The following is a 25,311-nucleotide window of genomic DNA, read 5'->3' as shown; positions in this document are numbered from 1 at the left end:
TCGCGCTCAGCCCGCCTCGATCTGGCGGGCGAGCGCGCAAAACCCCTCAACCGAGACCTGTTCTGCACGATCTGTGGGTTTAAGCCCCGCAGCAGTGATCCTGTCTTCAATATCTGGTCCCATGCCCTTGAGGGCCGCGCGCAGCATTTTGCGGCGCTGGTTAAAGGCGGTCGCTACAACACGTTCCAAAACCTTACGATTTGCAGGAAAGCGCGGCTCGGGCAGGGCCGCGATATGGACAACCGCCGAATGGATTTTCGGCGGTGGCGTAAAGGCCTCGGGCGGCAGGGTCATCACGATTTTCGCACTGGCGCGCCATTGTGCCAGCACCGCCAAACGCCCATAGGCCTTGGAGCCGGGCGTGGCCACAATGCGGTCGGCCACTTCGCGTTGAAACATCAATGTGAGACTTTGCCAGAGCGGCGGCCATGCCTCGGGTGTCATCCAGCGCACCAGCAATTCCGTCCCCACATTATAAGGCAGATTGGCCACGATCTTAACGGGGGCTGTCAGATGCGCGGCCCAATCAAGCTCCAGCGCATCGGCATTGAGAACCTCAAGCCGCTCGGGATAGGCCTCGGAAATCTCGGCCAAGGCGGCAAGGCAGCGGGCATCTTTTTCCACGGCCACTACGCGGCGCGCGCCTTCGGCCAGAAGCCCGCGGGTCAACCCACCTGGGCCTGGACCGATCTCCAGAACATCACAACCCGTCAAATCCCCCGTACAGCGCGCGATTTTCGCGGTCAGGTTGAGATCGAGCAGGAAATTCTGCCCCAAAGCCTTTTTCGCCGATAGCCCGTGATCAGCAATCACGGTGCGCAGCGGAGGAAGGTTATCAATCCCGCTCATGATTGGGCCGCGCGGGCTTGGGCCATTTGTGCGGCCATTTTGAGGGCTGCGATAAAACTGGTGGGATCAGCCACACCCTTGCCCGCGATATCAAAGCCTGTGCCGTGATCGGGCGAGGTGCGGATAAAGGGCAGGCCAAGCGTCACATTCACGCCGCCTGCAAAATCAATCGTCTTGATCGGGATCAGCGCTTGGTCGTGATACATGCAGATCGCCACATCATAGGTTTTGCGTGCGCCCGCATGAAACATCGTATCGGCGGAATGCGGCCCCGAGATCGCATAGCCCTCGGCGCGCAAGGCCTCGATTACGGGGGTGATCACCTCGATCTCCTCGCGGCCCATCACACCGCCTTCGCCCGCATGGGGGTTGAGGCCCGCAACCGCGATCCTTGGGGATTTGAGGCCAAAATCACGGCGCAGATCAGCGGCTGTGATGCGGATAGTGTCGCTTAACAGCGCGCGATCCAGTTGGGCAGGCACATCCTTAAGGGCGATATGGATGGTTGTGGGCACCACGCGCAAGGCATCACAGGCCAGCATCATCACCACGCGTTTGACGCCTGCCAGATGGGCAAGATATTCCGTATGGCCCGGAAAGCCGAAACCCGCGCCATCGACCAAAGCCTTTTTATGGATGGGCAGGGTGCACAGGCTCGAGGCCTCGCCGCCCATCACCAGTTCAACCCCGCGTGCAATCGCATCGATCACGCCTTGGGCGTTTTCCGCGATTGGCAGGCCAGCGGTCGCAGGTTTTGCAAAGCTTTGTGGCAAGACCGCCAAAGCATGGTTCGAGGCGGTGATGGCATCGGCTGGTCGTGCGATCACTTCGATCGCTCGGCCAAAGCCGTGGAAATGCTCAGGCTCACCAATGACGAAAAAGGGCAGGCTGCTGCCCAGGCTTTCCGAGGCTTTCGCGGCAATCTCGGGGCCGATCCCCGCAGGCTCGCCACAGCTGACTGCGACGGGACGCGCGCGGCTCATTCGTCTATGCGGATGATGGCGGCCGCGCGAAGTTCCTCAAGATAGCCACTGGCATAGCTTTCCAAACGCTGTGAAAACAGGGCTTGGCGCACTTCTTCACGACCGCCCTCAGGCAGTTCCGTGGTGCGGCCACACATCATGACCATCAGCAGGGTCTGGCCATTGTTGCGGGTCAAAAGCGTGGAGGTCTCGTTTGCGTCGAGCTTGGCCAATTCAAAGGCGATATCAGAGGGCACTTCGCCAATCGGCAGGGCGATCCGCTCGAACCCGCCGGGCAAGACGCCATAGAGATCATCGCAGGTATCAAGATCATCGATCAAATCTTGGGCTTGGGCGAGGGTCTCTTCGCTGCGGCCACCGGGTAGGGCGATTGTGGCGTAATCCACGGTGCTGACTGTTGGGTTCACAAAGCCCGTTTCCTGAAAGCCGCGCATCTGGAACAGGGCAAGGGCGGGTCCGAGCGGTACGGGTTCGGTCACGTCACCATCCCCCAGCACCAGCACAAGAGATTGCAATCCGGGCGGGATCGAGGAGAGGGGGCGCCAGTCCAGCAGCCCGCCATCCGCGGCTGTTGGTGCGGCGGAGAAATCCCGCGCGGCCTGCGCAAAACCGCCTGTATCGCCTTGCAGATTGCGCGACAGGTCATTCATCAAAAGGCGGATCTCGTCTTCGGTTTCAGGGGTGAGGGGGATCACCAATTCGGCCAGACGGACGCGCGCGGCCCCTTCGCTTGATCCAAGTGCCAATGCGCGGTCGATCTCATCATCGCTTACTCGTGCCTGAGCGCTGAAACGCGCGCCCAGAACATTGCGCCATGTCACGCCAGCAGCGACGAAATCACGGAAGGTTTCGGCAGCGATGCCGTCTTGGGCGATGAGAGTGATCAATTCTTCGGTTGTCAGGCTAGCCCGTGCGGCAAACTCTTCCATGCCGGCTTGGATTTCATCGACAGAGGCGCTGACCCCCAACAGAGCGCCCGCTTGCTCTTGTAGGCGTTCGTCCAAGAGTTCTTCGCGTGCGCGTTCTCTCAGGTCACCTGGGGCGTTGACCACTTCCAAGAAGCGTTCGCGCTGGTCGATCTCGTAATAGGTGACGACGTCATTATTCACGATGATCGCAGGGCTGAAGGGGGATTGCTGTGCAAAGGCAGCCTCGGGTGTCTGCATGGCTGTCGCGCCAAGGACAAGGGCCGCCAAAAGTGCGATGGGGCGCAGCTTTGTTCTGCTCGGTGCTGTGTTCTGTTTCTGCTTCATGCCAATTTCCGCCGTCTATGCGACCTTGTTGCGCGTCCTGCGACAGTGATGCCGAATTTAAGCGTTAAGCGCAAGTTAACCGAGCATGGAATGCGGTGCGAGAGGGGAATTAAGCCACCTTATGCGCCGATCTAGGGGCGCTCAGCCATCTTCGGTATGCAGCAACAAGCCAAGCGCTAGCATGATAGCGGCCAAAGGCGGGGCCCATGCCACGACCAGAACGGGCAATTGTCCTGACTCGCCAAGGACTTGCGCGAAGGATCGGATGAAGAACACTCCAAATCCCAAGAGGATCGCGGTCAGCACCATCACACCCGTGCGGCCAAAACGCGTGTGCCGCATCGTGAAACCCGCCCCGATCAGCACCATTGCGACCAGCATCAATGGGGTGGACAGCTCCATCTGCAGCCAGACCCTATGGGTCAGGGCGGCAAAGCCTGCATTGTTCAACTGCGTGATAAAGCCCGGCAATTCATAGATCGGAACGGTGGACGGTTGGCCGAAGCTATCCCTGATCTGCTCGGGCGTCAGGGTCGAGGGCAATATATATTCCGGCAGGGATAGGGCCACCGCTTCGGCATTTGAGACCGTCAAATCCCAGATTTTCGCCCCTGTGATGACCCATGCCCCGTCTTGCAATGCGGCCTGCTGGCCCTCAATGCGTTGCTGCATCTCACCCTCGCGGGAGAAGGTGAAGAAGCTGGCCTGCGACAAAAGCGTGCCATCCCCATTGGCTTGGCTGGCGCGGATCACGGTCTGGCGTTCCTCATTGCCCTGCCGCAGCCACAACCCCTCGGCGCTGACAGACAGGGTGCGCACTTCGCCGCTCTGGAAGCGCGAGATCGAGGCGTCGTATTGCGCTTGCGTGGCCGCCACGATTGGGTTGACCACCATGATCCCGATCAGCCCCAAAACAATCGCTGCCCCCACTGCCGCCATAGTGGTGCGCAGGGCGGAACGGCCTGCCGCGCGGATCACCACCAATTCCGAGGTGCGGGCCAGACCCAGAAACATCAATAATGTGGCCAGCATGACGAAAAGCGGCATCATCTCATACAGCGCGCCCGGAAGGTTCAGCAGGGCCAGTTCCAGAGCGGCCGAGAACCCCGCCTGTGTCGAGGCGATCCGCCCTGCCTGCTCGGTCAGATCAATCGGCAGCAAGATGGAGATGAACACGGCCAGAACGATCAGGAAGGCGCGGAAAAAGCGTTTTGCGATATAGATGTTCAGGATCATGCGGAGATCTCCGCAGGGGCGCCAAGATCATCGCGTTTGCGCCGTTTTTTCAGGGCAATCGTCATAACCGATATCCCGATCCCTGCCGCCAGAACGGGCTGGAAATAGGCAATCAAGGCCAGAGCAGCATCGCCCAATGCGATATCTTCAAGCGCATTGCGCCCGATTTGCAGCGGAATAACAAGGATCACAGCAAGCAGGATTTGCGGCCAAACGCCAAGGCGCGAAAAAGTTCCCAGCATCAGGCTTGCGGCCCCGATCATCGGGATGAAGATCACAAAAAGGGATCGCGCGATGCGGTCATGCCCCTCCCACCGCATCACGGCGAAGCTGGTGCCCAAGGCGCTGGCATCTGCCTGATCCGCGCCGATCAGCGCAAAGGTGGATAATTCGCGCGGGTCTTGCCTGCGCCCTGCCTCGGCCCCGTCCTGTGGGCTGGTCAGATCGAAAGTGAATTCCTCGAATTCCACGGTTGAAAGGCGCTGAGTCTCGCGGCTCAAAGTTTGTGACATGCCCTCGAACATCACCAAACGCGGGCCTGTTTCGGAGCGAACGACATAGGCGCGCGGCGCGTTATAGCTGGTATCGGCATTGGGGTTTCTGCGGTCTTGCAGGAACACATCGCGGAACTCGCCCAATTCGGTGATTTCGCGGATATAGACGGCTATGCCTGTTGTGGGGAAGGTGAATTGCCCCTCGCGCAACAGCCGCCCCACCAGATCTTGGCTGACCTCGCTCTCGCGGGAATTGAATTGCTCGCGCGCGGCAGGCGACAACACATTGGCAAGAATGGCAATCATCACGCAAAGAAGCACGCCGAAGACCAGAACAGGCCGCATCAGCCTGATGGGCGAGAGGCCTGCGGTTTGCAGCACGACCAATTCGGATTCGCTGATCATGCGGTTGAAGACGTAAAGCGTGGCCACAAAAGCCGCGACAGGCAGCACCAAAAGCATGATCTGGGGCAGAGAGAGCGCGGTGAATTCCAGAAAAACCAGAAAGTTCTGACCGTCGGAAATCAACGAGTCGAACAGATCAACCGCACGGTTGATCCAATAGACCGAGATCAGCACGAGGCTGAAAAAGCCAAACAGCACAAGAAGCTGCGACAGGATATACCGGTCATATCGCCCCAATGCTGTGCCCCTTTTCTGCGCCGTCTCTAGGTTTATGCCCTGTCTTCTACTGCATCACGTCAGGGCTGGACAGGGTGATCTGGTCAAGCCCGTGTTTGCGCCCTAGTGTTTGCGCAACACGAAACCTGTGAGGACCAATATGACCAGCCCGATCTCCATTGAATTTGCCGAAACCGAAATTGACGTGATCAAGGAGGCGGAGGGGAAACTGGCGATTTTCGTCACGCCCGATGGCAAGCTGGATGTCTCGGGGCGGCGGGTAAACCGTTTGATCCGCGGCGGGGTGGAGCGTTTGGTCCAGACGGCGGCTTGGGAAAAGGCCAAGGAAGGCGATGGCGTCACGCTGGCTTTTCCTGCGGGCATGGCGGCCGAGGCTGTTCAGGTTATCAAACTGGCGCGCCGCCCGAGCGTGGAGCAGGCGCGCAAGGCGGGCGCGAGCTTGGCGAAATTCAAAGGCACCGCGCCCTTGAAGGTTTTCGCGGGCAATACAGGCCGGATCGAGCATCTGGCCTTGGGTCTGGCGCTGCGCGGCTATGAGTTTAGCGATCATAAGACCGCATCCAAAGAAGACAGTGCAGGCGCTGTGATCCATGTCGGCAAACCCGATGAGGCGCGGGCGGCTGCATCCTCGCTTCTGGCTGTGGCTGATGGTGTGTTTTTCACCCGTGATCTGATCAATGAGCCCTCCAATGTGCTGACCACGACTGAATTCGCCACCCGCCTTGAGGGGCTCAAAGAGCTTGGGGTCGAGGTCGAGGTGCTGGAAGAAAAGGATATGGAAAAGCTCGGCATGGGCGCGCTTTTGGGTGTGGGCATGGGCTCGGAAAGCCCCTCCAAGCTGGTGGTCATGCAATGGAAGGGCGGCAAAGAGGAAGCACCGCTTGCGCTTGTGGGCAAGGGGGTTGTCTTTGACACGGGCGGTATCAGCATCAAGCCTGCGGGCGGCATGGAAGATATGACCATGGATATGGGCGGCGCGGGCGTTGTGGCGGGCGTTATGAAGACGCTGGCCTTGCGCAAGGCCAAAGCCAATGTGGTCGCTCTGGTCGGTTTGGTCGAGAATATGCCTGATGGCCGCGCACAGCGCCCGGGTGATGTGGTGACCTCGATGAAGGGCGACACGATCGAGGTGATCAATACCGATGCCGAGGGGCGTTTGGTGCTATGTGATGTGATGTGGTACGCGCAGAACCGTTTTGCCCCAAGTGGCATGGTTGATCTGGCCACGCTGACAGGGGCGATCATCATCGGGCTTGGGCATGAGAATGCGGGCGTTTTCTCGAATAATGATGCGTTTTGTGACAGTTTCCTGAAATCGGCCAAGTTGGAGGGTGAGGGCGCGTGGCGTCTGCCGCTAAGCGAGGCCTATGATGCCCTGATCAAAAGCCGTATCGCGGATATGAAGAATGTCGGGGGACGGGCCGCAGGCTCGATCACGGCGGCGCAATTCCTGCAGCGTTTTGTCAAACCTGAGACACCTTGGATCCATCTTGATATTGCGGGTGTGGCCAGTGTGAAATCCGCGACCAGTTTTGCCCCCGCGGGGGCGACAGGCTGGGGGGTGATGGCGCTGAACCGTTTGGTGGCCGATCACTATGAGACGGAAGACTGATGGGGGCTGCCTATTTCTACCATCTGACCCAATCGGGGCTCACGCAAACGCTGGCCAGCCTGATCGAGAAATCGCGCGGGGCGGGCTGGCGGGTTGTGGTGCGGGCACGCTCGGACCAGATGGTGGACAAGCTTGATGCCGATTTGTGGAAAGGTGCGCCTGAGGGGTTTTTGCCCCATGGCATGGCAGGCGCGCCTTTCGAGGAGGAGCAGCCTGTATTGCTGACAACGGGTATGTCCAAGCCCAATGGGGCCTCCTGCCTGATGAGCGTGGAGGGGGCCATGGTCGAGGCGGCCGAGGTCGCCGATTTGCAGCGGGTCTGTGTGATTTTCGACGGGGATGATCCGCAAGCGGTGCAGAGCGCGCGCGAGCAATGGAAGGCGCTGACGGCGGCGGGCTGTGCGGCGCAATATTGGTCGGAGGCCTCTGGCAGATGGTCCAAACAGGCGGAAAGCGGGGGCTGATCTGGCCCCTGTCGGGTTTTCGTATTTTTGGAAAGATGAAAGAGGCGCGCCTTTAGCGTTCGAGCGTGAGCGTGCCATTCGAGATCGACAGGGTTGAGAAACGGTTGAGATAGCTCATCCCCAGCAGGCTGTCGGACATCTCGCCATTATTGACGACAGCGCGAATGCCGCTCTCCTCGATGCCGCCAAAGCCGATCCTCTCGAGCCGGACGGGAGCTGTTTGTACGATGCCATTGGCGGTGAAGGCGCGGCCTGAATAGACGAGGTTCTCGACGTCCAGGCCGATGCGGGCGGCGTCATTGCGGCTGAGCACAATCTCGGTGGCGCCTGTATCCACGACGAAACGCACCGATTTTCCGTTCACATCAAGGGTGAGGTAATAATGCCCGTCTTGCGAACGGGGTACGGTGATGCCTGTGCCCTCCTGCATCACCGATTGGCGCGGCGCGATGTCATGGCGCAGATCATTCCATAGGCCGACAGCGGCAATCGCCCCTAGGAAGATGAAGACCCAAAGGGCCGCATTTCGGACCATGCTGCCCAATTGGCTGCGATTGGCGACAATCATATAGCTGACCAGCACGGCGCCAAGCAGAAGCAGATAGATCAGATTGCCATATTGGTCACCGCTCATTGCGCGCCCTCCTGCCCCTCTATTTAGGAGGCCTTGGCCTTCAAAACACCTGCAAGTCGTAAAAACCATCGATCACGAACTGGATAGCGAGCGCGGCCAGCAGCATGCCGAGAAGGCGGGTGACCACATTGATGCCAGTGGGGCCCAAGAGCCGCTCGAGCGGGGCGGCGAGCAGGAAGAGGGCGAAGACACATAGCAGAACAAGGCCCATGACCAGATGGATGGCGAAGATATGCAGCGCATCCGCCCCGTCTTGGCCCGTGAGAAGGATCATCGTGGCCAAGGCGCCTGGACCCGCGATGAGCGGCGTGGCCAGCGGAAAGACCGACGGGTCATCGGCATGGGGTTCATCGGCTTGGTCTTGGCGGCGTTCCTTGCGGCGCTCGAACAGCATATCAAGGGCGGTCAGAAACAGCAGGATACCCCCTGCCATGCGGAAGGCGGGCATCGAGATGCCCAAAAAGCTGAGCACGGATTCGCCCGCAATCCCGAAAATGGTGAGCAGGCCAAAGGCGATGAGGCAGGCCCGCATCCCGATCACGCGCCGCGCGCGTGCAGTCTCGCCTTGGGTGAGGGCCGCAAAGAGAGGGGCCAGACCGATTGGATCGATGATCACGAAAAGGGCCACGAAGGCGGGGATATAGGCGGTGATTTCCATGAGGCAGGAGTGGCGGGAATGGCGGCTTTGGTCAAGCGGTGGCTTGGGCTCAGCCCGTTTTCTCGGCCTTTTCCAGTTTCTCCAAGGCGCTGACCCAAAGGGCCTCGGCGCGGTCCAGCGCCTCCATCACCTCGGCGTATTTCTTTTGCCACACCCCCAGATCGCCCTTGCGCTCGGGCTCGTAGATATCGGGATCGGCGAGTTTATCGGCCAGTTTTTGGCGCATCTCTTCGATCTTTTCGATCCGTGCTTCGGCGCGGCGGGCCTCGGAGCGTAGCTCCTTGATTTCATCCTTGGAAAAGACCTTTTCGCGGGGCTTTTCCTTTTTCGGCTTGGTGGGGCGGTCTTCGGTTTGCAGCAGCAGTTTGCGGTAGCTTTCCAGATCGCCCTCATAGGGGTTCACGCCGCCATCTTTCACCAGCCAGAGCCTGTCGGCCACGAGGCTGAGAAGATGCATATCATGCGACACCAGAATGACCGCGCCCGAATAGGCCGAGAGCGCCTCGACCAGTGCTTCGCGGCTCTCGATATCGAGGTGGTTGGTCGGCTCGTCGAGGATCAGCATATGCGGGGCGTCCAGCGTGGCCAGCAGCAGCGAGAGCCGTGCCTTCTGTCCGCCCGAGAGGCGGCGCACCTCGGTTTCGGCCTGATCGGCGCCAAGGCCGAAGCCCGCCAGCTTGGCGCGCAATTTCGGCGGCATCACGCCGGGCAGGGCGCTTTGGACATGCTGGAGCGGGGTTTCATCGATATGCAGCTCATCCACCTGATGCTGCGCGAAATAGCCTATGCGCAATTTGGAGGATTTGGTGACCTCGCCCGCCATTGTGGGCAGCTTGCCCGATAGCAGTTTCGATAGGGTTGATTTGCCTTCGCCATTGCGCCCCAACAGCGCGATGCGGTCATCTTGGTCGATGCGCAGGCTGAGGCGTTTGAGAATGGCTTTGCCGTCATAACCCACTTCCGCCCCTTCAAGGCGCAGGATCGGAGGCGAGAGGGGTTCAGGCTCGGGGAAGGTGAAAACGGTGCGCGCGGCATCTTCGGGCGCGCGGATGGTGACCATTTTTTCAAGCATTTTTACGCGCGATTGCGCCTGCTTTGCCTTGGAGGCTTTGGCTTTGAAACGGTCCACAAAGCTTTGCAAATGGGCGCGGCGCAGGTCCTGCTTTTTGGCCTCGGCGGCTTGGATGGCGCGTTGCTCGGCGCGGGCGCGGGCGAAATCATCATAGCCGCCCGTCCAAAGCGTCAGCTTGCGCTCGTTGAGATGCAGGATATGGCCCACGGCGCGGTTCAACAGGCCACGGTCATGCGAGATCACCAGAACGGAATTGGGATATTTGGCGAGATAGGTTTCGAGCCAGAGCGCGCCTTCGAGGTCGAGATAGTTGGTCGGTTCGTCCAAAAGCAGCAGATCAGGCTGTGCAAAAAGAACGCCCGCCAAAGCCACGCGCATCCGCCAGCCGCCTGAAAAGGCCGAGCAGGGCATATGCTGTTCTTCATCGGTAAAGCCGAGGCCCTTGAGAATGGCGGCGGCGCGCCCCTCAGCCGACCATGCATTGATATCGGCAAGGCGGGTCTGGATATCGGCGATCCGCTCGCCTTGGGCGGTTTCGGCCTCGGCCAGAAGGCTGGCGCGCTCGGTATCGGCTTCTAGCACCGTATCGAGCAACGAGGTCTCATTGCCCGGAACCTCTTGGCTGACCCCGCCGATGCGCGCACGCTCGGGCAGGGTGATACTGCCGCCATCAAGGCCCAACTCCCCCTTGATCAGGCGAAACAGCGTCGTCTTGCCGGTGCCGTTTCGGCCGACAATACCGACCTTATGGCCTGCGGGAATGGTAACGCTTGCGCCTTCCAGAAGAGGGCGGCCAGCGACGGAATATGAAATGTCTGAGATCCTGAGCATGGGGTGCGGTGTCGCGCGCGCAGCATCGCTTGTCAATCGCGGGTTTTCATCGTGCAGAGGCCATGGTAATGGCGCGCCAAATACCAACCCTTGAGGATTTAGACATGGCTATTCAGCGTACCTTCTCCATCATCAAACCCGACGCCACCAAGCGCAACCTGACAGGCGCGATCAACGCCAAGATCGAAGCGGCTGGCCTGCGCATCATCGCGCAAAAGCGTATCCATATGACACCAGCACAGGCCGGCGTTTTCTATGCCGTGCATGCCGAGCGCCCCTTCTATGGTGAGCTGTGCGAATTCATGGCCTCCGAGCCTGTTGTTGTTCAGGTCCTCGAAGGTGAGAACGCGATTGCGGTTTATCGTGAAGTCATGGGCGCCACCGATCCTGCAGAAGCGGCTGAAGGCACGATCCGTGCGGAATTCGCGCTGTCCAAGGGTGAAAATTCGGCTCATGGTTCGGATGCACCCGAGACGGCTGCCGAAGAGATCGCCTATTTCTTCGCAGGTCTTGAGCTGGTTGGCTAAGGCCAAAGCTGCTTTTTGAGATTAGGGGCCGCGCCTATTGGGTGCGGCCCTTTTTTGTTGGTAGGTTTAGATTTCGCGTTGCCTTCGAGCGAGGGCATGTCACGCAAATCCGAATTGCCAAAGCAGGGCTTTGGCAGCGCCCGAACCGCCCCCACGGGGCGGGCGCTTCTCGCCCACCCCTCGGTTCGGGCGCGCGTAATTCATACCTAACCTTTGGGAAGAATACCGATCTCGTTCATCGCGCGTTCAAAGGCCGAGGCGGCTGGGTCATGGGTTTCAGCTTTGATCGCGTCAAAGCGACGGCGCAGGGCAGCCTTTTCCTCGGCCTTGCAATCATTCCAAGGGCGGCCTTGCAGCGCCATATGCAGCACATAATAGCCGATGAAATGCGGGCGCGTGCCTGCGCGCAACATACGGGTATAGGCTTCATCGGCCCCCATTTCGCGCAAAGTTTCGGCGTCATGGATGCCCGCTTTGGCCATTTCCGCGGCCACGGCTGGCCCGAGATTGCGAAGCGCCGTTACCGGCTCAGGGGGGATGCTCATGATGGAAACCTAGACCATTTTTCTGGCCCAAACCTATCAGATGCTGGCCCAATCCGAGAAGCGGACAGGTGTGGGGCGTTCCTTTTGCGGAAGCGTCTTCTTTGTTGGTGTTGTGGTCGGGGCTGGCATTGGCCCTCTCCTTTTTTACTGATTACCTCAAGAAACCAGCTTGGCGGGCGAATACGGCAAAAGTTTGACCGGATGTCCGATTTGTGGCGCTGCTGTGGCTCGGGGGAGAAAACGCTGGTGATCCAACCAAGAAAAGGGAGGAGAGATTTGGTGGACCACCAGCAGTCTGATTGCGCCAAGTATCAGGGGTAGGAAGGGAGGAGAAACCCGCTGACATTGGTAACATCTTCATATTGCGCGGGGGGATCGGGTTAGAAAAGACGCGCGGAGGATTTTGCTAGGGTTTTTATCAATCGCCTAAATCTTGACCAATTATTCCGACGAGAAGGTTCAGAAAAAGCGGTTTGAAAGTTCAGCAGGTCAGATCAGACGCCGCATCGCCCGCCTGCGGCTTGCCTGCGGCTTTGCCCCGAAAACCCGCCGAACTCGACCCGAAGACTGAATTCGGTCGCTGCATCCACATTGCTGACCACCGAGTCGCGCCGCGACAAAAGGCTGGAGACGCGCATACATTCATTCAGATAGTTAAGCCCGAGCCCGATGCGCCGCGCTTCATCGCGATCGAAATCATACAGCAAAGAGATCGCGCCGCCCCAATCGGTGGTATGGGTCAGGTTGAACCCGCGCGTGTCGAATTCGCTGCTATCAAGGCTATAGGCCCAAGTCAGCGAGGAGGACCAATCCACCAGATTGTTGTAATTGATGGCACCCGTCACAAAAGAGGCGGTGGTGCTGATATTGTCGCGGATAATGCCCGTGCTGAGCGAGAGATGCTCATGCGGTGTGACCGAGAGATTTGCGTTGAGAATATCGGTGGCGCTGGTCGAGCCGTAATCGGCATCAATCTCGACGCTGCGATAGGAGGCACTCAGCGTGACATCACTGCCCGACCAAGAAAGACTGGCCACATCCAATACCGGTTCGCCAACGGAATTCAGGGTTTGACTAAGTCCGAATGCAAGGCGCTCGCCAGTATATCCCGCATCGAAGCGGTATAGCTCGCCCCCCGTAAAGGCGCCCGGTGCCGTGTCATGCAGGAAGTCCCGCTCAACCCCGCCGCCCAGATACCAGCCATTTGCGAAGCTGGCGCGGTAATTGACCCCGATCTCGGTGGAGTTGAGATCCGTGTTGCGGTCAAACCGACGAAAGCGGGAGAGGCCGAAACGCGAATTTGGATCGAAATTGTCAATTGTTCCGTCAATGCTGGGAATTTGCATCGCCTCGGTATTGAAGACAATCTGGCGGATGAAGGGTTCAAAATCATGGGTGATCCCGCCCGCTCCTGTGATGCTTTGCGGCCAGCGCAGCGCGACCATGCCGTAGCGGCTGATGGCGTCTTGCTCCTGCGGGAAGGCGCGATCATCCATGATGCGGTAGCGGTCACCGAAAACGGCGGTTTCGGTATCCAGCTCGAAGCCTGCGCCGAGATCAAAGGTATTGGCCCAACCCAAGCCGCCGAACACACGGCCGACATCGCGTTGGCGCGCATTGGTGGGGCCGAATTCATTGTAATCGGCTTGGCCGACCAGATCGAAGGTAAAACGGCCCGGAAGATCGCCAAGCTCGAACCAGCGCGCCCATTCGCCTTCAAACACGCGGTTGGGATAGTCAAGACTTGCATTGGAGGCCAGTAGGTTCTGGAGCCTTGTATAATTCAGCGAAATTACCTCATCCGTACGCAGGCGGGAGAGCGATAAACGACTTGTCAGCTTTGCACTGTCAAAGCTCAGCGGGTCATCCATGAAGGTTCGGGTTTCGCCATCGAAGAAATTATAGGTCGAGAGATAGCTCCGGTCGCTCGCGGTTTGCAGCTGGAAGCCGAGGTCAAACCCGTTATCAAATTGGAACCCGCCATTGGCGAAGAGAAAGCTCCGATTGCTTTCAGGCGTCAGGTCATCGCGGCTGAAGGCGCCGTTCAATTCAACATAGCCATTGGAAAAGGCCTGCCTGTAGCGCGCCTCAAGCGTGCTGAGCCCATCACCTGCGCTGCCGAAGGAGAGAACAGGGGTTAGGGTCAGGTCGGCGTGATCGCCAAGGGTGATGAAATAAGGCATGCGCAAGCTTGTACCGATCAGCGTGCTGGAGCGCAGGGTAGGGGGCAAAAACCCTGTCGCGCGCTCCACACCCGGGCCTGGCATGCGCAGGCGCGGGATATAGGCAATAGGCACATCGGCGAGGCGAAATTGCGCATTCTCGAAATAGATCATCCGCGCCTCTTGGTCATGCACGATCCGACGCGCGCGGATTTCCCAAAGCGGGCGGGGGTTATTGGCGCAAACCTGACAATAGGAGGCGCGGGCCTGATAGGCCTCATTATAGCGCCCGCCCGTGCGGATGAATTCGGTGGCCGCGATCTGGAGGCTGTCTTCCATCACTTGTCGCGCAGAGAGCAACATGCCCCGCTGCATATCGGTCGAAAGCTCGGCGAAATCACCATAGAGAACCGATGAGCCATCCGCGCTGGTCAGGATCAGAGGCCCTTCCACGGTGATCAAATCAGAGGCGCCATCATAGGTCACAGCGCTTGCCTGAAGCTGGTTGCCTTGTTGGAACACCTCGACATTGCCGCGTGCGGTGAGAAGTTCGGTGGCGTTGTCAAAGGCGATCTCATCGGCAACCAGAACACTGCCGGGAAAAAACTCAGCCTCTTGGGCGTGGAGGGGTTGGGTGGTGTTGGCAGCGAGACTGCAAAGGGTCAGAATCGCTGCGATCAAGCCCGAAAATCGGCCTCGGCGCGGCAATATCGCAAGAAGCGAGAAGTCCCTCATCAAGTCTTTTGCTCTGTCTTTGGCCGAAACGCGCGCGGGCGCGCGAGACAGCACTTATCCCCAGTTTCAAAACTTCTAGCGAAGGGGGCGGGGTTTGGCCACCATAAACACGGGGAAGGGCAAGCGGAACTTGGAAACCCTCAAAGTGAAATGGCTTTGGAGTTCGCGCTGTGGTCAGGATGTTTCCCGTTGGGGCTGCACGCGACCACGCAAATACCCCGACGCAATGGCAAGCATCATCATTCCCGCCTGACCATGTTCATTCTGCATCGTGGTGTTGCCGAGCCCGCCGATAATGAAACCGATCACCACAAGCTGCGCCGTCAGAACAACCATGCGGTCGGTTGCATTCGGGTCATCTATTCGACGCAGGATTGTCCAAAAATACCACACGTATAGTCCCAAGAGTACGGTGAAGAGGGTCAGCCCTACCAAACCCCGCTCGATCAGAGCGTTTGTCCACAGGTTGTGGCCATGTACGGTTCTGAAGAAGCGATCCGCTTCAGCGTCATAGTCACGGCCCTCTGCCTCCAACTCTGCGCGGACGACGTCCGGATCCGTGGCCGCATCGAAGCTGTTGAAGCCTGACCCGAAGATCGGATTGCGATCCCAAACTTCGAGGGCCGTGTAGAGAATTTTGTCACGGTAGGAGAATATCTCATCCCCGGTCACGCGCTGTTGCAATTCTGTGCGGAATGGCGCGCCGATAGGGGACATCAACCCACCTGCACATATTGCGACCAAGACCGTGACCCCAATAGCCGCGCGCATCACTTGGCCCGACTGTTTGACAAAGACATAGCCCGCAAAAACCAGCAGCGCGCCGGCTGCGGTTAGGGTCACGATTGAGCGCGACGGGATGATGAAGCCAATTGCTGCAATCAGCACTGCAGCACCCAAAATTCGCGCCCATATAGGTTTGACGTGTAACAGGCCTAAGCCCACGGCGATCGAGACCAATACATATAGGCCTGACGGGTTCACATGACCTACGGAGCGAATTTCTGGATATAGCTTTCCTGCGGCATGCCATCCGTAGAGTGCATCTCCCACCGCCAGAATTGCCGTGCAGCCCGCAACGACCCAAAGGATGCGCACTTGCTGTTCTGTGAAGGAGTAACGACCTGTGATAAGGACAACGACGCCCAGAAAACTCCACCGCAACGCGTTTTCGAATAGATTGAGCTCGCCATGATACCAGCCAGTTGAGCCCTGATATTCCGATGTGAAGCCTGCGACCCACAATACCAAGACCAAACCGATGATTGGCCATTCGAACGGGTTTCTGTGACCGAACCCGCGCCTCCATCCGAGACCAAGAAATGCAATGACGAGAAATAGGCCGAAGACGTTCTTTGGGGCTTCAAAGAGGGGGAGGCAGAACAGGATGATTGAGAGAAGCGTGATTTCAAATTTGTCAGCAAATCGTTCGGTCATCTTACTGTATTCCCCTGCCACTACGGTGGCACCTATTTTGGTCTTGTGCAATTCAAGCAGGTGATCGCATTATTTCATAACAAGTGACCACCCCAATTCGAACAGTATTGTGTTGAAAAGTTTGGCTGTAGGCTTCGCAACCAGATCGCGTTTTGATTGATGTTTATGGGCGTGGTCTTGCTTGATAGAAATGTTGCGTAACTGGTGTTTCGTGACATTTGAAATTTTCAAAAAACACTCGAAATACACAGCCGCGCGCGCAGGACGCGTCTTTTGTAAATAAAAACAATACCTAATGCGTGTTTGTTGATTTTTGGTTTCGTGGGTGGAGTGTCCCCTCTCCCGCGCGCATCGGTTGCAAATGTAGTGGTGTGTGTATTGCATCTGTGCGGAGTTCGTTGTTTTGGGGGCTGGCGCTGTGCGGCTGATATTTTCGTTGTTTTTTGGAGTGGCCTTACTGGCCGGCGGGGCTGCGGCCGCGCAGGGTTACGCTGAGCCGCAGAGGGGTACTGCCACGCGGGCGGCACTGATGGACGCCATACGGCCGCACGTGGAGTGGGAGCTCGGCCAGCCGATTGAGTTCGTGGTCGACGGCTTGCGGGTGGCGGGCGACGTGGCCTACGGCTCGCTGTCTCCCCAGCGGCCGGGTGGTGGTGCTATCGACCTCTACACTACGCCCGGCTTCCGGCGCGGTGTGAACCCTGAGCATATGGACGGCACACATGTCGCCGTCCTCTACCGCAGGCTCAGGGAGACTTGGGTGGCCGTGCACCACTCCATTGGCGCGACTGGCGTGTGGTTCGCGGGTCCCGAGTACTGCTTCGAGTATGCTGCAGTCATCCCTGAGTGGTGCGGGTAGTGCCGCTTGGCGCCGCTGTCGCGACTTTGGGTGGGGTCTGACGGTCCACAGGATATATCATACGGGGCGGGGCGTGGATGGCGGGACGGGGCGCTGCCCCGTGGCGCCATCGGGGGAGGCTCTGGGCGGCGTGTTGATCTGGCATTTGCGATTTGTCCTGTGCGGGCGCGTTGACGATAACTTGCGGGACGGGGTCTATTTGAGCTGTTACCGTAGTGGTCGTGGTGGGGGAGTTGGCCTTGGGTAAAAACTCTGCAGTGGCTTTTATAGTAGCTCGCACGGAGGTATGCGCCTCGAATATAAATATTTAAAACCTTTTATGTTTATTTAGGTTTTGTCTTCTGTTGCTCTCGTTCCTTGGAACTCTGATCAGGTGAGTGTGTCACTTGGTGTTGATGCGGATGCCGGGGCGGTCGTCGGGCGTGCCGATGAATTCGACGCCGGCGGCTTCGTAGAAGCTTTTAATTTTTTGGAGGTTGTTTTTTTTTGCTGCTGGTACGCCCGTCTTAGCTTCGTAACGCTTTAAGGTTGCTATTCCTATTCCGGTTGCATCAGCTACCTGCGCTAGGGTTAATACTAGCGCAGCACGAGCAGCTCGAATTTGACTTACAGTTATATTTTGGTCTTGCAATTTGATACCTCAAGTATCATTTTTGAGGAATGAGACATCACACTAAACACGACTGGGAGCAAGCACTTGAATTGCTCAATGGCGCTTATGCCCAGTCGACGATTGACGCTTACTATCGCGATTTTTACGTGTTTGTCCAATGGTGTGGCGTGAACAATATTGTGCCGCTGCCGTGTGGCGCCGTTGGCCTTGCATCTTTTATAGATGATCAGTCACAGGCTAAGGCTGCGGCCACTGTCCGTCGGTACGCTGTGTCAGTGGGTAAAATGCACCGCCTCCTGAATTTTGATGACCCCAGTAAGGAGGAGGTTGTGCGATTGGCATTGCGCAGGGCGCATAGATCCGCCGTCGCGCCTCAGCGGCAGTCAGCTGGGCTCACTCGCAGTGACGTTGATGCGATTGCCGCGATGGCGGATAGGTCTTTGCGGAATTTGCGCGACGCCGCCATGATTTCTGTTGGGTTTGACGGTTTAATGCGGCGGTCTGAGATTGCGGCCCTCGCAGTGCGGGACGTGGAATTTATGGGTGGTGCTGGCGCGAGAGTAGTTGTGCGCCGGAGTAAAACTGACCAGTTGGCGCGGGGCAGGGTGGTTCACCTCACTCGGCCCACGACTAATGTGCTGGCTCGGTGGGTCGAGAGAAGTGGCTGTGAGGGGGCTCTGTTCGGGCCTGTCTACGGCGGTCGAGTTATTAGTCGGCACGTTAATCCTGTCACAGTGCAGCGCGCAATCAAGCGGTGCCTGCATGAAATTGGCAAAGATCCGCGTGGGGCTTGCACCGGCCACGCTCTCCGAGTGGGTGCCGCTCAGGAACTACTGGCTATGGGGTTGGATGCGGCTAGTATCATGCGCGCGGGTGGTTGGAAGTCGTTTCCGACCCTCGCGCGATATCTTGAGCGTGTGGAGCACTCGGTTTGGCCGGCATAGCACTTTGGGCGTTATCTTTGCGCCCACATGCGGCGGTCGACATTTTGTATTTCCAGAATTGATTGGGTGTGGTATCGCTCAAAATTGAGCACATGGAGATTTTTTCAAAACTTAACTGGTGCAGCGTGGGTGCGTCACCGTGACCTGCGGTGCGGTAGCCGTGCTGAGGGGCCATTTTGGCTAGTCGACGCGAAGACCGGCAGGCGGAAATCCGTTTGAAGGTGATGCGGATCATTTCGCAGAACCCTGAAGTGTCCACTCGCCAGGTTGCTGATGAAGTTGGGATTTCAAACGGGTCAGCTTATTATATTCTTGCGGCCCTCGTTGAGAAAGGCCTCGTGAAACTAAGCAACTTCAAACAGAACCCCAGTAAGGCCCAGTATGCCTATTTACTTACACCAAAAGGTGTTCGCGAAAAGTCGCTCCTCACGCATAGCTTCATCGAGCTGAAGCGTGAAGAGTTCACGGCGCTAAAGGCAGAAATTAAAGCTCTTGAAGAAGAGGTCGGCCTTGCACCTGAGGCGACACCGGCACCAAGGGGCGGCGCGCTGTGACAGAGTTTACCGGTTTCAAGGCCTACGACATGCGCCGCAATATTGGTTTGAGCAGTGATGAAGATACCAGTTTCACTTCTACCGCACGTAGTCACAATTGCGGACTTTGTTGCGGAGCGCCTGCTTAAAGCGGCCGATAATGGGGTGTTATGGTAGGTCAGGCGAGAATTTTCCGACGCCGTAAAAAAGAAGATTTGAGACGTAATCCATGAAAATTGTTGTTGTAGGTTTGGGGTATGTAGGGCTCTCGAATGCGGTCTTGTTGGCGCAGCACAATGAAGTCATTGCCGTAGATATTTCACAGGAGCGCGTAGATATGTTGAATGCGCGCAAGTCTCCTATCATTGATGCTGAACTTTCTGACTATTTGTCCAAGAGGGGTTTGAACCTTTCAGCTAGCATAGACTTGAAAGGCTCAATTATTGGCGCTGACTATGTGATTGTGTCGACGCCTACCAATTATGATGAAAAGACAAATTTCTTCGATACGTCGTCGGTTGAGGCAGTGATTGCGCAAGTCCTTGCCAATGAACCCGATGCCTGCATCGTCGTAAAATCTACGATACCGGTTGGGTTTATTGACGAAGTGATAGAGCGATTACATACCGGTGCTGTGATATTTTCGCCAGAGTTTTTGCGAGAGGGCAAGGCGCTACACGATAACCTATACCCAAGCCGTATCATTGTAGGCGAGAAATCAGAGCGTGCAGCGGTATTTGCGCAATTGCTAGCACAGGGTGCCATAAAGTCTGATATTGATATTTTGTTGACGGGTTCGCGCGAAGCTGAGGCTATTAAGTTGTTTTCAAATTCATATCTTGCGATGCGGGTGGCGTTTTTTAATGAATTGGATAGTTATGCGTTGGCTGGTGAAATGAATAGTCGCGAGATTGTCGATGGCGTGTCTCTAGATCCGCGCATTGGCGATCACTACAATAACCCCTCATTCGGTTATGGTGGGTATTGCTTGCCGAAAGATACGAAACAGCTGTTGGCGAATTATGACGCCGTTCCGCAGAATATCATTCGCGCAATCGTTGATGCCAATTCAACGCGCAAGGATTTCTTGGCAGATGTAATTATTAAAACTCAACCCAAGACTGTTGGCATTTATCGGCTTGTGATGAAGGAGGGGAGCGATAATTTCCGTGAGAGCTCCATCCAGGGCATTATGAAACGGATCAAGGCCAAATGTATTGAAGTTGTTTTGTATGAACCAGCGCTAAAAGAGCCTTATTTCCATAATTCTCGCGTTGAAACAGATCTAAGTGCTTTTAAGGATAGTGTGGATATCATTTTAGCAAATCGTATGGTTGCTGATTTAGAAAATGTTTTAGAAAAAGTATTTACGAGAGATTTATTCCATGAAAATTAGAAAAGCCGTATTTCCCGTTGCTGGTTTTGGTACTCGCTTCCTTCCAGCTACTAAAGCGATGCCAAAAGAGCTGCTGCCAATCGTGGATAAGCCTTTGATCCAATACGCAGCGGAGGAGGCGATTGCTGCTGGTATTGACACATTAATTTTTGTGACTGGCCGAAATAAGCGTGCGATTGAAAATCACTTTGATGCGAATAATGAATTAGAAAACATGCTGCGCGCCAAGGGCAAAATGCGCAGGCCGACATGGTGCGAAATATCATTCCTGCGGGTGTGGAGTGTATATTTGTACGTCAGGCCGAGCAGTTGGGTTTAGGCCACGCTGTATTATGTGCGGAGCGATCTGTTGGCGGTGATCCCTTCGCTGTTTTGCTGGCAGACGATTTTCTTACGGATTACGGACCCGGTGTGACTGCGGATCTGGCAAAAACGTTTGCCAGCAGTGGAAAGCCGCAACTTTCAGTGATGGAGGTCGATGGGCCTGATATCTCAAAATACGGCGTTGTTGTGCCAAATGGGTCTGGTGCGGGTATTGCGGGACTGGTTGAAAAACCCGATATATATGATGCACCCTCAAATCTGGCGTCTATCGGACGGTATGTTTTAACGCCCGATATCTTCGATACCTTGCGGGGCCTGAAGGCGGGATCAGATGGTGAAATTCAATTGGCAGATGCGATCAACATGCACGCACAGCAGGGTTCTGTCGAAACTGTGCGCCTTAATGGTCGGCGGTTTGATTGTGGGGCGTTGAATGGGTGTATGCAGGCAGCCGCGCATGAATATGAAAAGAGATTGGTAATTTAATATGTTAAAGATAAGTCCGGTTCTACTAGCTGGTGGTTCAGGAACTCGACTGTGGCCATTATCACGGAAATCATACCCTAAGCAGTTTGCCAACCTTATGGGTGGAAAGACTTTATTTCAAAGCAGTGCTGAACGTCTCACTTCATCCGACATCATTGAGTTCACTCCACATATTACATTAACGAACTCTGACTTCCGTTTCATCATTGGAGAACAATTGCAGGAAATCGGCATAGATCCCGGACCTATTTTGATTGAGCCGGAGACAAAAAATACAGCCGCTGCGATATTAGCTGCAAGCATTTTTGTGCACGCAAAGGACAAGGACGCAGTTCTATTGGTTGCACCATCTGATCATGTGATCCCCGACACGCATGCGTTCCATGATGCAATCAAGGTGGGATTAGCACATGTCCAAAATCAAAAGATGGTTACGTTGGGCATCAGGCCAACACATCCCGAGACAGGATACGGATATTTAGAATTATCTTCAGCGCCCCTAGATGAGCATGGCTCATCTGATCTCAAGACGTTTATAGAAAAACCCAACTTACATAATGCCACGCAGATGGTCCAAGCTGGCCACTATCTTTGGAACGCGGGAATATTTCTATTCCGGGCGCAAGATATGATCGATGCTTTCAGAGCACACGAGCACCAAACTCTCGACTTTGTCTCGCAGGCCGTTGATGAAGCCTTAATTGATTTAGGTTTCTTGCGCTTGTCCAAAGAACCTTGGTCAAAACTTCAAGATATTAGCATTGACTACGCTATTATGGAAAAGGCGCAGAACTTGGTCGCAGTACCCTACCTTTCAAAATGGTCAGACTTGGGAGGGTGGGATGCAGTTTGGTCCGAGAGTAAGACCGATGCCTCGGGCAATGCCACCTCTGATACCGCACATGCGATTGAATGCTCAAATAGTCTGCTGCGCTCTGAGAGTACTAGTCAGCAGGTCGTAGGTATTGGACTGACTGACATCATGGCGATAGCAATGCCTGATGCTGTACTTGTTGCTCCGAAAGACCGCGCGCAGGACGTCAAAAAAGCTGTAGACTTGCTCAGAGCAAAGGACATTGCACAAGCAGAGATATTTCCTAAAGATCATCGCCCTTGGGGATGGTTTGAGAGTTTGGCAAAAGGAGAACGCTTTCAAGTGAAGCGCATTTGTGTGAAGCCCGGAGCAGCGCTGAGCTTACAAAGTCACAATCACAGGTCTGAACATTGGATTGTCGTTGAAGGTACAGCGAAGGTTACAATAGATGAAGACGTTCAGTGCATAACTGAAGGCCAGTCCGTGTACGTGCCATTGGGTGCGATACATAGGATGGAAAACCCAGGGAAGTTGCCCATGTTGTTGATAGAAGTGCAGATTGGAAGTTACTTGGGTGAAGACGATATCATCAGATACGAAGACATTTATTCGAGGAGTTAAAAATAGATGAGTGATTACGTTGTTAAAGACATAGCTTTAGCGGATTTTGGCCGCAAGGAATTGGACATTGCGGAAACTGAAATGCCTGGATTGATGGCGCTTCGCTCTGAATACGGCGAAAGCAAGCCATTGAAAGGCGCACGCATCGTTGGCTCGCTTCATATGACGATCCAGACAGCTGTTTTGATTGAAACATTGGTGGCATTGGGTGCTGATGTGCGCTGGGCGTCTTGCAACATCTTTTCAACACAGGACCACGCAGCGGCAGCCATTGCAGCAGCGAACATTCCTGTCTTTTCGATCAAAGGCCAGTCATTGGAAGAGCATTGGGATTACTTGGATAAATCCTTTATGTTCCCAGAAGGTCCAAACATGATCTTGGACGATGGCGGTGATGCGACATTGTACGTTCTATTGGGCGCACGTGCAGAAGCGGGTGAAGATATCATTCCCGTGCCACAGTCCGAAGAAGAGGCCGTGATCAAGGCGCAGATCAAAAAGCGTATGGAACAATCGCCAGGTTGGTTCACGAAAACCCGCGATGCGATCAAAGGTGTGTCAGAGGAAACAACAACGGGTGTTCACCGTCTGTATGAATTGGTGAAAAATGGCCAGCTGCCGTTCCCTGCGATCAACGTGAACGATTCCGTTACAAAGTCCAAGTTCGATAACAAGTACGGATGTAAAGAGTCCCTTGTTGACGGCATTCGTCGCGCAACCGACACGATGATGGCAGGTAAGACCGCAGTTGTCTGTGGATACGGCGACGTGGGCAAAGGCTCTGCCGCATCACTTCGCGGGGCGGGTGCGCGTGTTAAGGTAACCGAGGTTGATCCGATCTGTGCGCTTCAGGCTGCGATGGATGGATTTGAGGTTCTAACGCTTGAAGATGCTGTTGAAACGGCTGACATCTTTATCACGACAACAGGTAACAAAGACGTCATTCGCATCGAACATATGCGCGCGATGAAGGATATGGCGATTGTTGGAAACATCGGTCACTTTGACAATGAAATCCAAGTTGCACACCTAAAGAACCACAAATGGACCAATATCAAAGATCAGGTGGATATGATCGAAATGCCATCGGGCAATCGCATCATTTTGCTTTCAGAGGGTCGTCTATTGAACCTTGGTAACGCAACTGGACACCCATCGTTTGTGATGTCAGCCTCGTTCACAAACCAAGTTTTGGCGCAGATCGAACTTTGGACTAAGGGTGATGAATATAACAATGATGTTTATATCCTACCAAAGCATTTGGATGAAAAGGTTGCGCGCCTGCATTTGGATCGCATCGGTGTGAAGCTTACGACACTCGCCAAAGATCAAGCAGACTACATCGGCGTCACACCAGAAGGCCCATTCAAGCCAGAACATTACAGATACTAAGAAAGAAAAAGACATGACAAGAAGCACATATGTATTTACGTCGGAGTCTGTTTCTGAGGGACACCCCGATAAGGTTTGCGATCTCATTTCTGATGCGGTTTTGGACGCCTTTTTGGCAGAAGAGCCAGAGGCACGGGTCGCTTGTGAAACATTTGCCACAACGAACCGCGTTGTGATCGGTGGCGAAGTGGGCCTGTCCGACAAAGAGAAATTATCAAGCTATATGGGCCGCATCGATGAAATCGCGCGCGCTTGCATCAAAGATATTGGATACGAACAAGATAAATTTCACCACGAAACCGTCGAGGTGACAAACCTGCTGCACGAACAATCGGCGCATATCGCCCAAGGTGTGGATGCCGCAGATAACAAAGACGAAGGTGCGGGCGATCAGGGGATCATGTTTGGCTATGCCACGCATGAAACCGAAGAGTTGATGCCAGCCCCTATTCGGTATTCGCATGCGATCCTGCGCCGTTTAGCAGAGGTGCGCAAGGATGGCACAGAACCCACATTGGGACCGGATGCAAAATCCCAGCTGTCAGTGCGTTATGAAGACGGAAAGCCCGTTGGTGTGACATCCATTGTTTTGTCGACACAGCACTTGGATGAAACCATGACATCCGATGATGTGCGCCTAGTCGTTGAACCCTATGTCCGCGAAACCCTGCCTGAGGGGTGGATTACCGCAGATACCGCATGGCACGTGAACCCAACCGGGAAATTCGTGATTGGCGGACCTGATGGGGATGCGGGCCTGACAGGGCGCAAAATCATTGTGGACACATATGGCGGTGCAGCCCCCCACGGTGGCGGCGCATTTTCTGGGAAAGACCCGACCAAGGTTGACCGCTCTGCAGCCTATGCGGCGCGCTATTTGGCGAAAAATGTGGTGGCCGCAGGTTTGGCCGAGAAATGCACGATCCAGCTGAGCTATGCGATTGGCGTTGCGCGTCCACTCTCGATTTACGCAGATACATTTGGCACAGGTCAGGTCAGTGAAGAGCAGATCGAAAAGGCTGTGTCAGACTGTATGGACCTGACCCCACGCGGTATCCGTACGCATCTGGGCCTGAACAAACCGATTTATCAACGCACAGCTGCCTACGGCCACTTTGGCCGCGCGCCTGATGCAGATGGCGGCTTCAGCTGGGAGCGCACCGATCTGATCGATGCGCTGAAAGCGGCTGTCTAG

General features: G+C 55.8%; 24 protein-coding genes. 12 read left to right on the top strand and 12 right to left on the bottom strand.

The window, feature by feature from the left end; genetic code table 11:
* Window positions 1-6: 6 nt before the first annotated feature.
* The 5 genes from rsmA to lptF form a co-directional block, all read right to left on the bottom strand.
* Window positions 7-849 (bottom strand): 16S rRNA (adenine(1518)-N(6)/adenine(1519)-N(6))-dimethyltransferase RsmA, encoded by an 843-nt coding sequence (gene rsmA, locus ACTYEO_RS09115; RefSeq protein WP_449323426.1) that lies wholly within the window; start codon window positions 847-849, stop codon window positions 7-9.
* Complete coding sequence (gene pdxA / locus ACTYEO_RS09110) at window positions 846-1,832, bottom strand: 4-hydroxythreonine-4-phosphate dehydrogenase PdxA (protein WP_449323425.1); 987 nt, start codon at window positions 1,830-1,832, stop codon at window positions 846-848. Before pdxA ends, rsmA begins: the two co-directional genes overlap by 4 nt.
* Window positions 1,829-3,085 carry a peptidylprolyl isomerase gene (locus ACTYEO_RS09105; RefSeq protein ID WP_449323424.1) on the bottom strand — a complete coding sequence of 419 codons (1,257 nt, stop codon included), beginning with the start codon at window positions 3,083-3,085 and terminating at the stop codon, window positions 1,829-1,831. Before ACTYEO_RS09105 ends, pdxA begins: the two co-directional genes overlap by 4 nt.
* 141 nt (window positions 3,086-3,226) lie before the next feature.
* On the bottom strand, window positions 3,227-4,321 hold the full coding sequence (lptG, locus tag ACTYEO_RS09100) for an LPS export ABC transporter permease LptG (protein WP_449323423.1): 1,095 nt from the start codon (window positions 4,319-4,321) through the stop codon (window positions 3,227-3,229).
* The gene (gene lptF / locus ACTYEO_RS09095) at window positions 4,318-5,457 is read right to left on the bottom strand and encodes an LPS export ABC transporter permease LptF (RefSeq protein WP_449323422.1); all 1,140 of its coding nucleotides are present in this window, start codon (window positions 5,455-5,457) and stop codon (window positions 4,318-4,320) included. Before lptF ends, lptG begins: the two co-directional genes overlap by 4 nt.
* A 139-nt stretch (window positions 5,458-5,596) precedes the next feature.
* Between lptF and ACTYEO_RS09090 the strand changes: the two genes are divergently transcribed.
* On the top strand, window positions 5,597-7,069 hold the full coding sequence (locus ACTYEO_RS09090; protein WP_449323421.1) for a leucyl aminopeptidase: 1,473 nt from the start codon (window positions 5,597-5,599) through the stop codon (window positions 7,067-7,069).
* Window positions 7,069-7,533, top strand: coding sequence for a DNA polymerase III subunit chi (locus tag ACTYEO_RS09085; protein ID WP_449323420.1), 465 nt, complete (start codon window positions 7,069-7,071; stop codon window positions 7,531-7,533). The genes ACTYEO_RS09090 and ACTYEO_RS09085 overlap by 1 nt, the downstream gene beginning before the upstream one ends.
* 52 nt (window positions 7,534-7,585) lie before the next feature.
* On the opposite strand, the gene ACTYEO_RS09080 is transcribed toward ACTYEO_RS09085, so the two are convergent.
* The 3 genes from ACTYEO_RS09080 to ACTYEO_RS09070 are packed head-to-tail and all read right to left on the bottom strand — an operon-like array spanning window position 7,586 to window position 10,728.
* On the bottom strand, window positions 7,586-8,167 hold the full coding sequence (locus ACTYEO_RS09080; protein WP_449323419.1) for a retropepsin-like aspartic protease family protein: 582 nt from the start codon (window positions 8,165-8,167) through the stop codon (window positions 7,586-7,588).
* 40 nt (window positions 8,168-8,207) lie between these two features.
* Window positions 8,208-8,825, bottom strand: coding sequence for a MarC family protein (locus tag ACTYEO_RS09075; RefSeq protein ID WP_449323418.1), 618 nt, complete (start codon window positions 8,823-8,825; stop codon window positions 8,208-8,210).
* A 49-nt stretch (window positions 8,826-8,874) separates the two neighbouring features.
* A complete protein-coding gene (locus ACTYEO_RS09070; protein ID WP_449323417.1) occupies window positions 8,875-10,728 on the bottom strand; it encodes an ABC-F family ATP-binding cassette domain-containing protein in 1,854 nt (617 codons plus the stop codon).
* Window positions 10,729-10,832: 104 nt separating this feature from the next.
* On the opposite strand from ACTYEO_RS09070, the gene ndk reads away from it, so the two are divergent.
* Window positions 10,833-11,255, top strand: coding sequence for a nucleoside-diphosphate kinase (ndk, locus tag ACTYEO_RS09065; protein WP_449323416.1), 423 nt, complete (start codon window positions 10,833-10,835; stop codon window positions 11,253-11,255).
* 206 nt (window positions 11,256-11,461) lie between these two features.
* Here ndk and ACTYEO_RS09060 read toward each other — a convergent pair whose 3' ends face one another.
* The 3 genes from ACTYEO_RS09060 to ACTYEO_RS09050 form a co-directional block, all read right to left on the bottom strand.
* Window positions 11,462-11,800: a TfoX/Sxy family protein gene (locus ACTYEO_RS09060; protein ID WP_449323415.1), complete on the bottom strand. Its 339-nt coding sequence runs from the start codon at window positions 11,798-11,800 to the stop codon at window positions 11,462-11,464.
* 494 nt (window positions 11,801-12,294) lie between these two features.
* Window positions 12,295-14,697, bottom strand: coding sequence for an LPS-assembly protein LptD (locus ACTYEO_RS09055; RefSeq protein WP_449323414.1), 2,403 nt, complete (start codon window positions 14,695-14,697; stop codon window positions 12,295-12,297).
* A gap of 174 nt (window positions 14,698-14,871) precedes the next feature.
* A complete protein-coding gene (locus ACTYEO_RS09050; RefSeq protein ID WP_449323413.1) occupies window positions 14,872-16,134 on the bottom strand; it encodes an O-antigen ligase family protein in 1,263 nt (420 codons plus the stop codon).
* Window positions 16,135-16,663: 529 nt separating this feature from the next.
* On the opposite strand from ACTYEO_RS09050, the gene ACTYEO_RS09045 reads away from it, so the two are divergent.
* Window positions 16,664-16,993, top strand: coding sequence for a hypothetical protein (locus tag ACTYEO_RS09045; RefSeq protein ID WP_449323412.1), 330 nt, complete (start codon window positions 16,664-16,666; stop codon window positions 16,991-16,993).
* Between the two features lie 382 nt (window positions 16,994-17,375).
* Here ACTYEO_RS09045 and ACTYEO_RS09040 read toward each other — a convergent pair whose 3' ends face one another.
* Window positions 17,376-17,624 carry a transcriptional regulator gene (locus ACTYEO_RS09040; protein ID WP_449323411.1) on the bottom strand — a complete coding sequence of 83 codons (249 nt, stop codon included), beginning with the start codon at window positions 17,622-17,624 and terminating at the stop codon, window positions 17,376-17,378.
* 29 nt (window positions 17,625-17,653) lie between these two features.
* Between ACTYEO_RS09040 and ACTYEO_RS09035 the strand changes: the two genes are divergently transcribed.
* From ACTYEO_RS09035 to metK, 8 genes are all read left to right on the top strand, one after another.
* Window positions 17,654-18,550 carry a tyrosine-type recombinase/integrase gene (locus tag ACTYEO_RS09035; protein ID WP_449323410.1) on the top strand — a complete coding sequence of 299 codons (897 nt, stop codon included), beginning with the start codon at window positions 17,654-17,656 and terminating at the stop codon, window positions 18,548-18,550.
* Window positions 18,551-18,726: 176 nt separating this feature from the next.
* Window positions 18,727-19,104 (top strand): MarR family EPS-associated transcriptional regulator, encoded by a 378-nt coding sequence (locus ACTYEO_RS09030; RefSeq protein WP_449323409.1) that lies wholly within the window; start codon window positions 18,727-18,729, stop codon window positions 19,102-19,104.
* Between the two features lie 208 nt (window positions 19,105-19,312).
* The gene (locus ACTYEO_RS09025) at window positions 19,313-20,479 is read left to right on the top strand and encodes a nucleotide sugar dehydrogenase (protein ID WP_449323408.1); all 1,167 of its coding nucleotides are present in this window, start codon (window positions 19,313-19,315) and stop codon (window positions 20,477-20,479) included.
* Window positions 20,469-20,798, top strand: coding sequence for a sugar phosphate nucleotidyltransferase (locus ACTYEO_RS09020; protein ID WP_449323407.1), 330 nt, complete (start codon window positions 20,469-20,471; stop codon window positions 20,796-20,798). The genes ACTYEO_RS09025 and ACTYEO_RS09020 overlap by 11 nt, the downstream gene beginning before the upstream one ends.
* Complete coding sequence (locus ACTYEO_RS09015) at window positions 20,729-21,289, top strand: sugar phosphate nucleotidyltransferase (RefSeq protein WP_449323406.1); 561 nt, start codon at window positions 20,729-20,731, stop codon at window positions 21,287-21,289. The genes ACTYEO_RS09020 and ACTYEO_RS09015 overlap by 70 nt, the downstream gene beginning before the upstream one ends.
* Window position 21,290: 1 nt before the next feature.
* On the top strand, window positions 21,291-22,724 hold the full coding sequence (locus tag ACTYEO_RS09010; RefSeq protein ID WP_449323405.1) for a mannose-1-phosphate guanylyltransferase/mannose-6-phosphate isomerase: 1,434 nt from the start codon (window positions 21,291-21,293) through the stop codon (window positions 22,722-22,724).
* 6 nt (window positions 22,725-22,730) lie between these two features.
* Window positions 22,731-24,116: an adenosylhomocysteinase gene (ahcY, locus tag ACTYEO_RS09005; RefSeq protein ID WP_449323404.1), complete on the top strand. Its 1,386-nt coding sequence runs from the start codon at window positions 22,731-22,733 to the stop codon at window positions 24,114-24,116.
* A 13-nt stretch (window positions 24,117-24,129) separates the two neighbouring features.
* Window positions 24,130-25,311, top strand: a complete 1,182-nt coding sequence (gene metK, locus ACTYEO_RS09000) for a methionine adenosyltransferase (RefSeq protein ID WP_449323403.1) — start codon at window positions 24,130-24,132, stop codon at window positions 25,309-25,311.

It is taken from the genome of Rhodophyticola sp. SM2404 (assembly GCF_053570515.1).
Note: the sequence above shows the minus strand (reverse complement) of the source record. Positions and strands in the feature narration are given on the sequence as shown.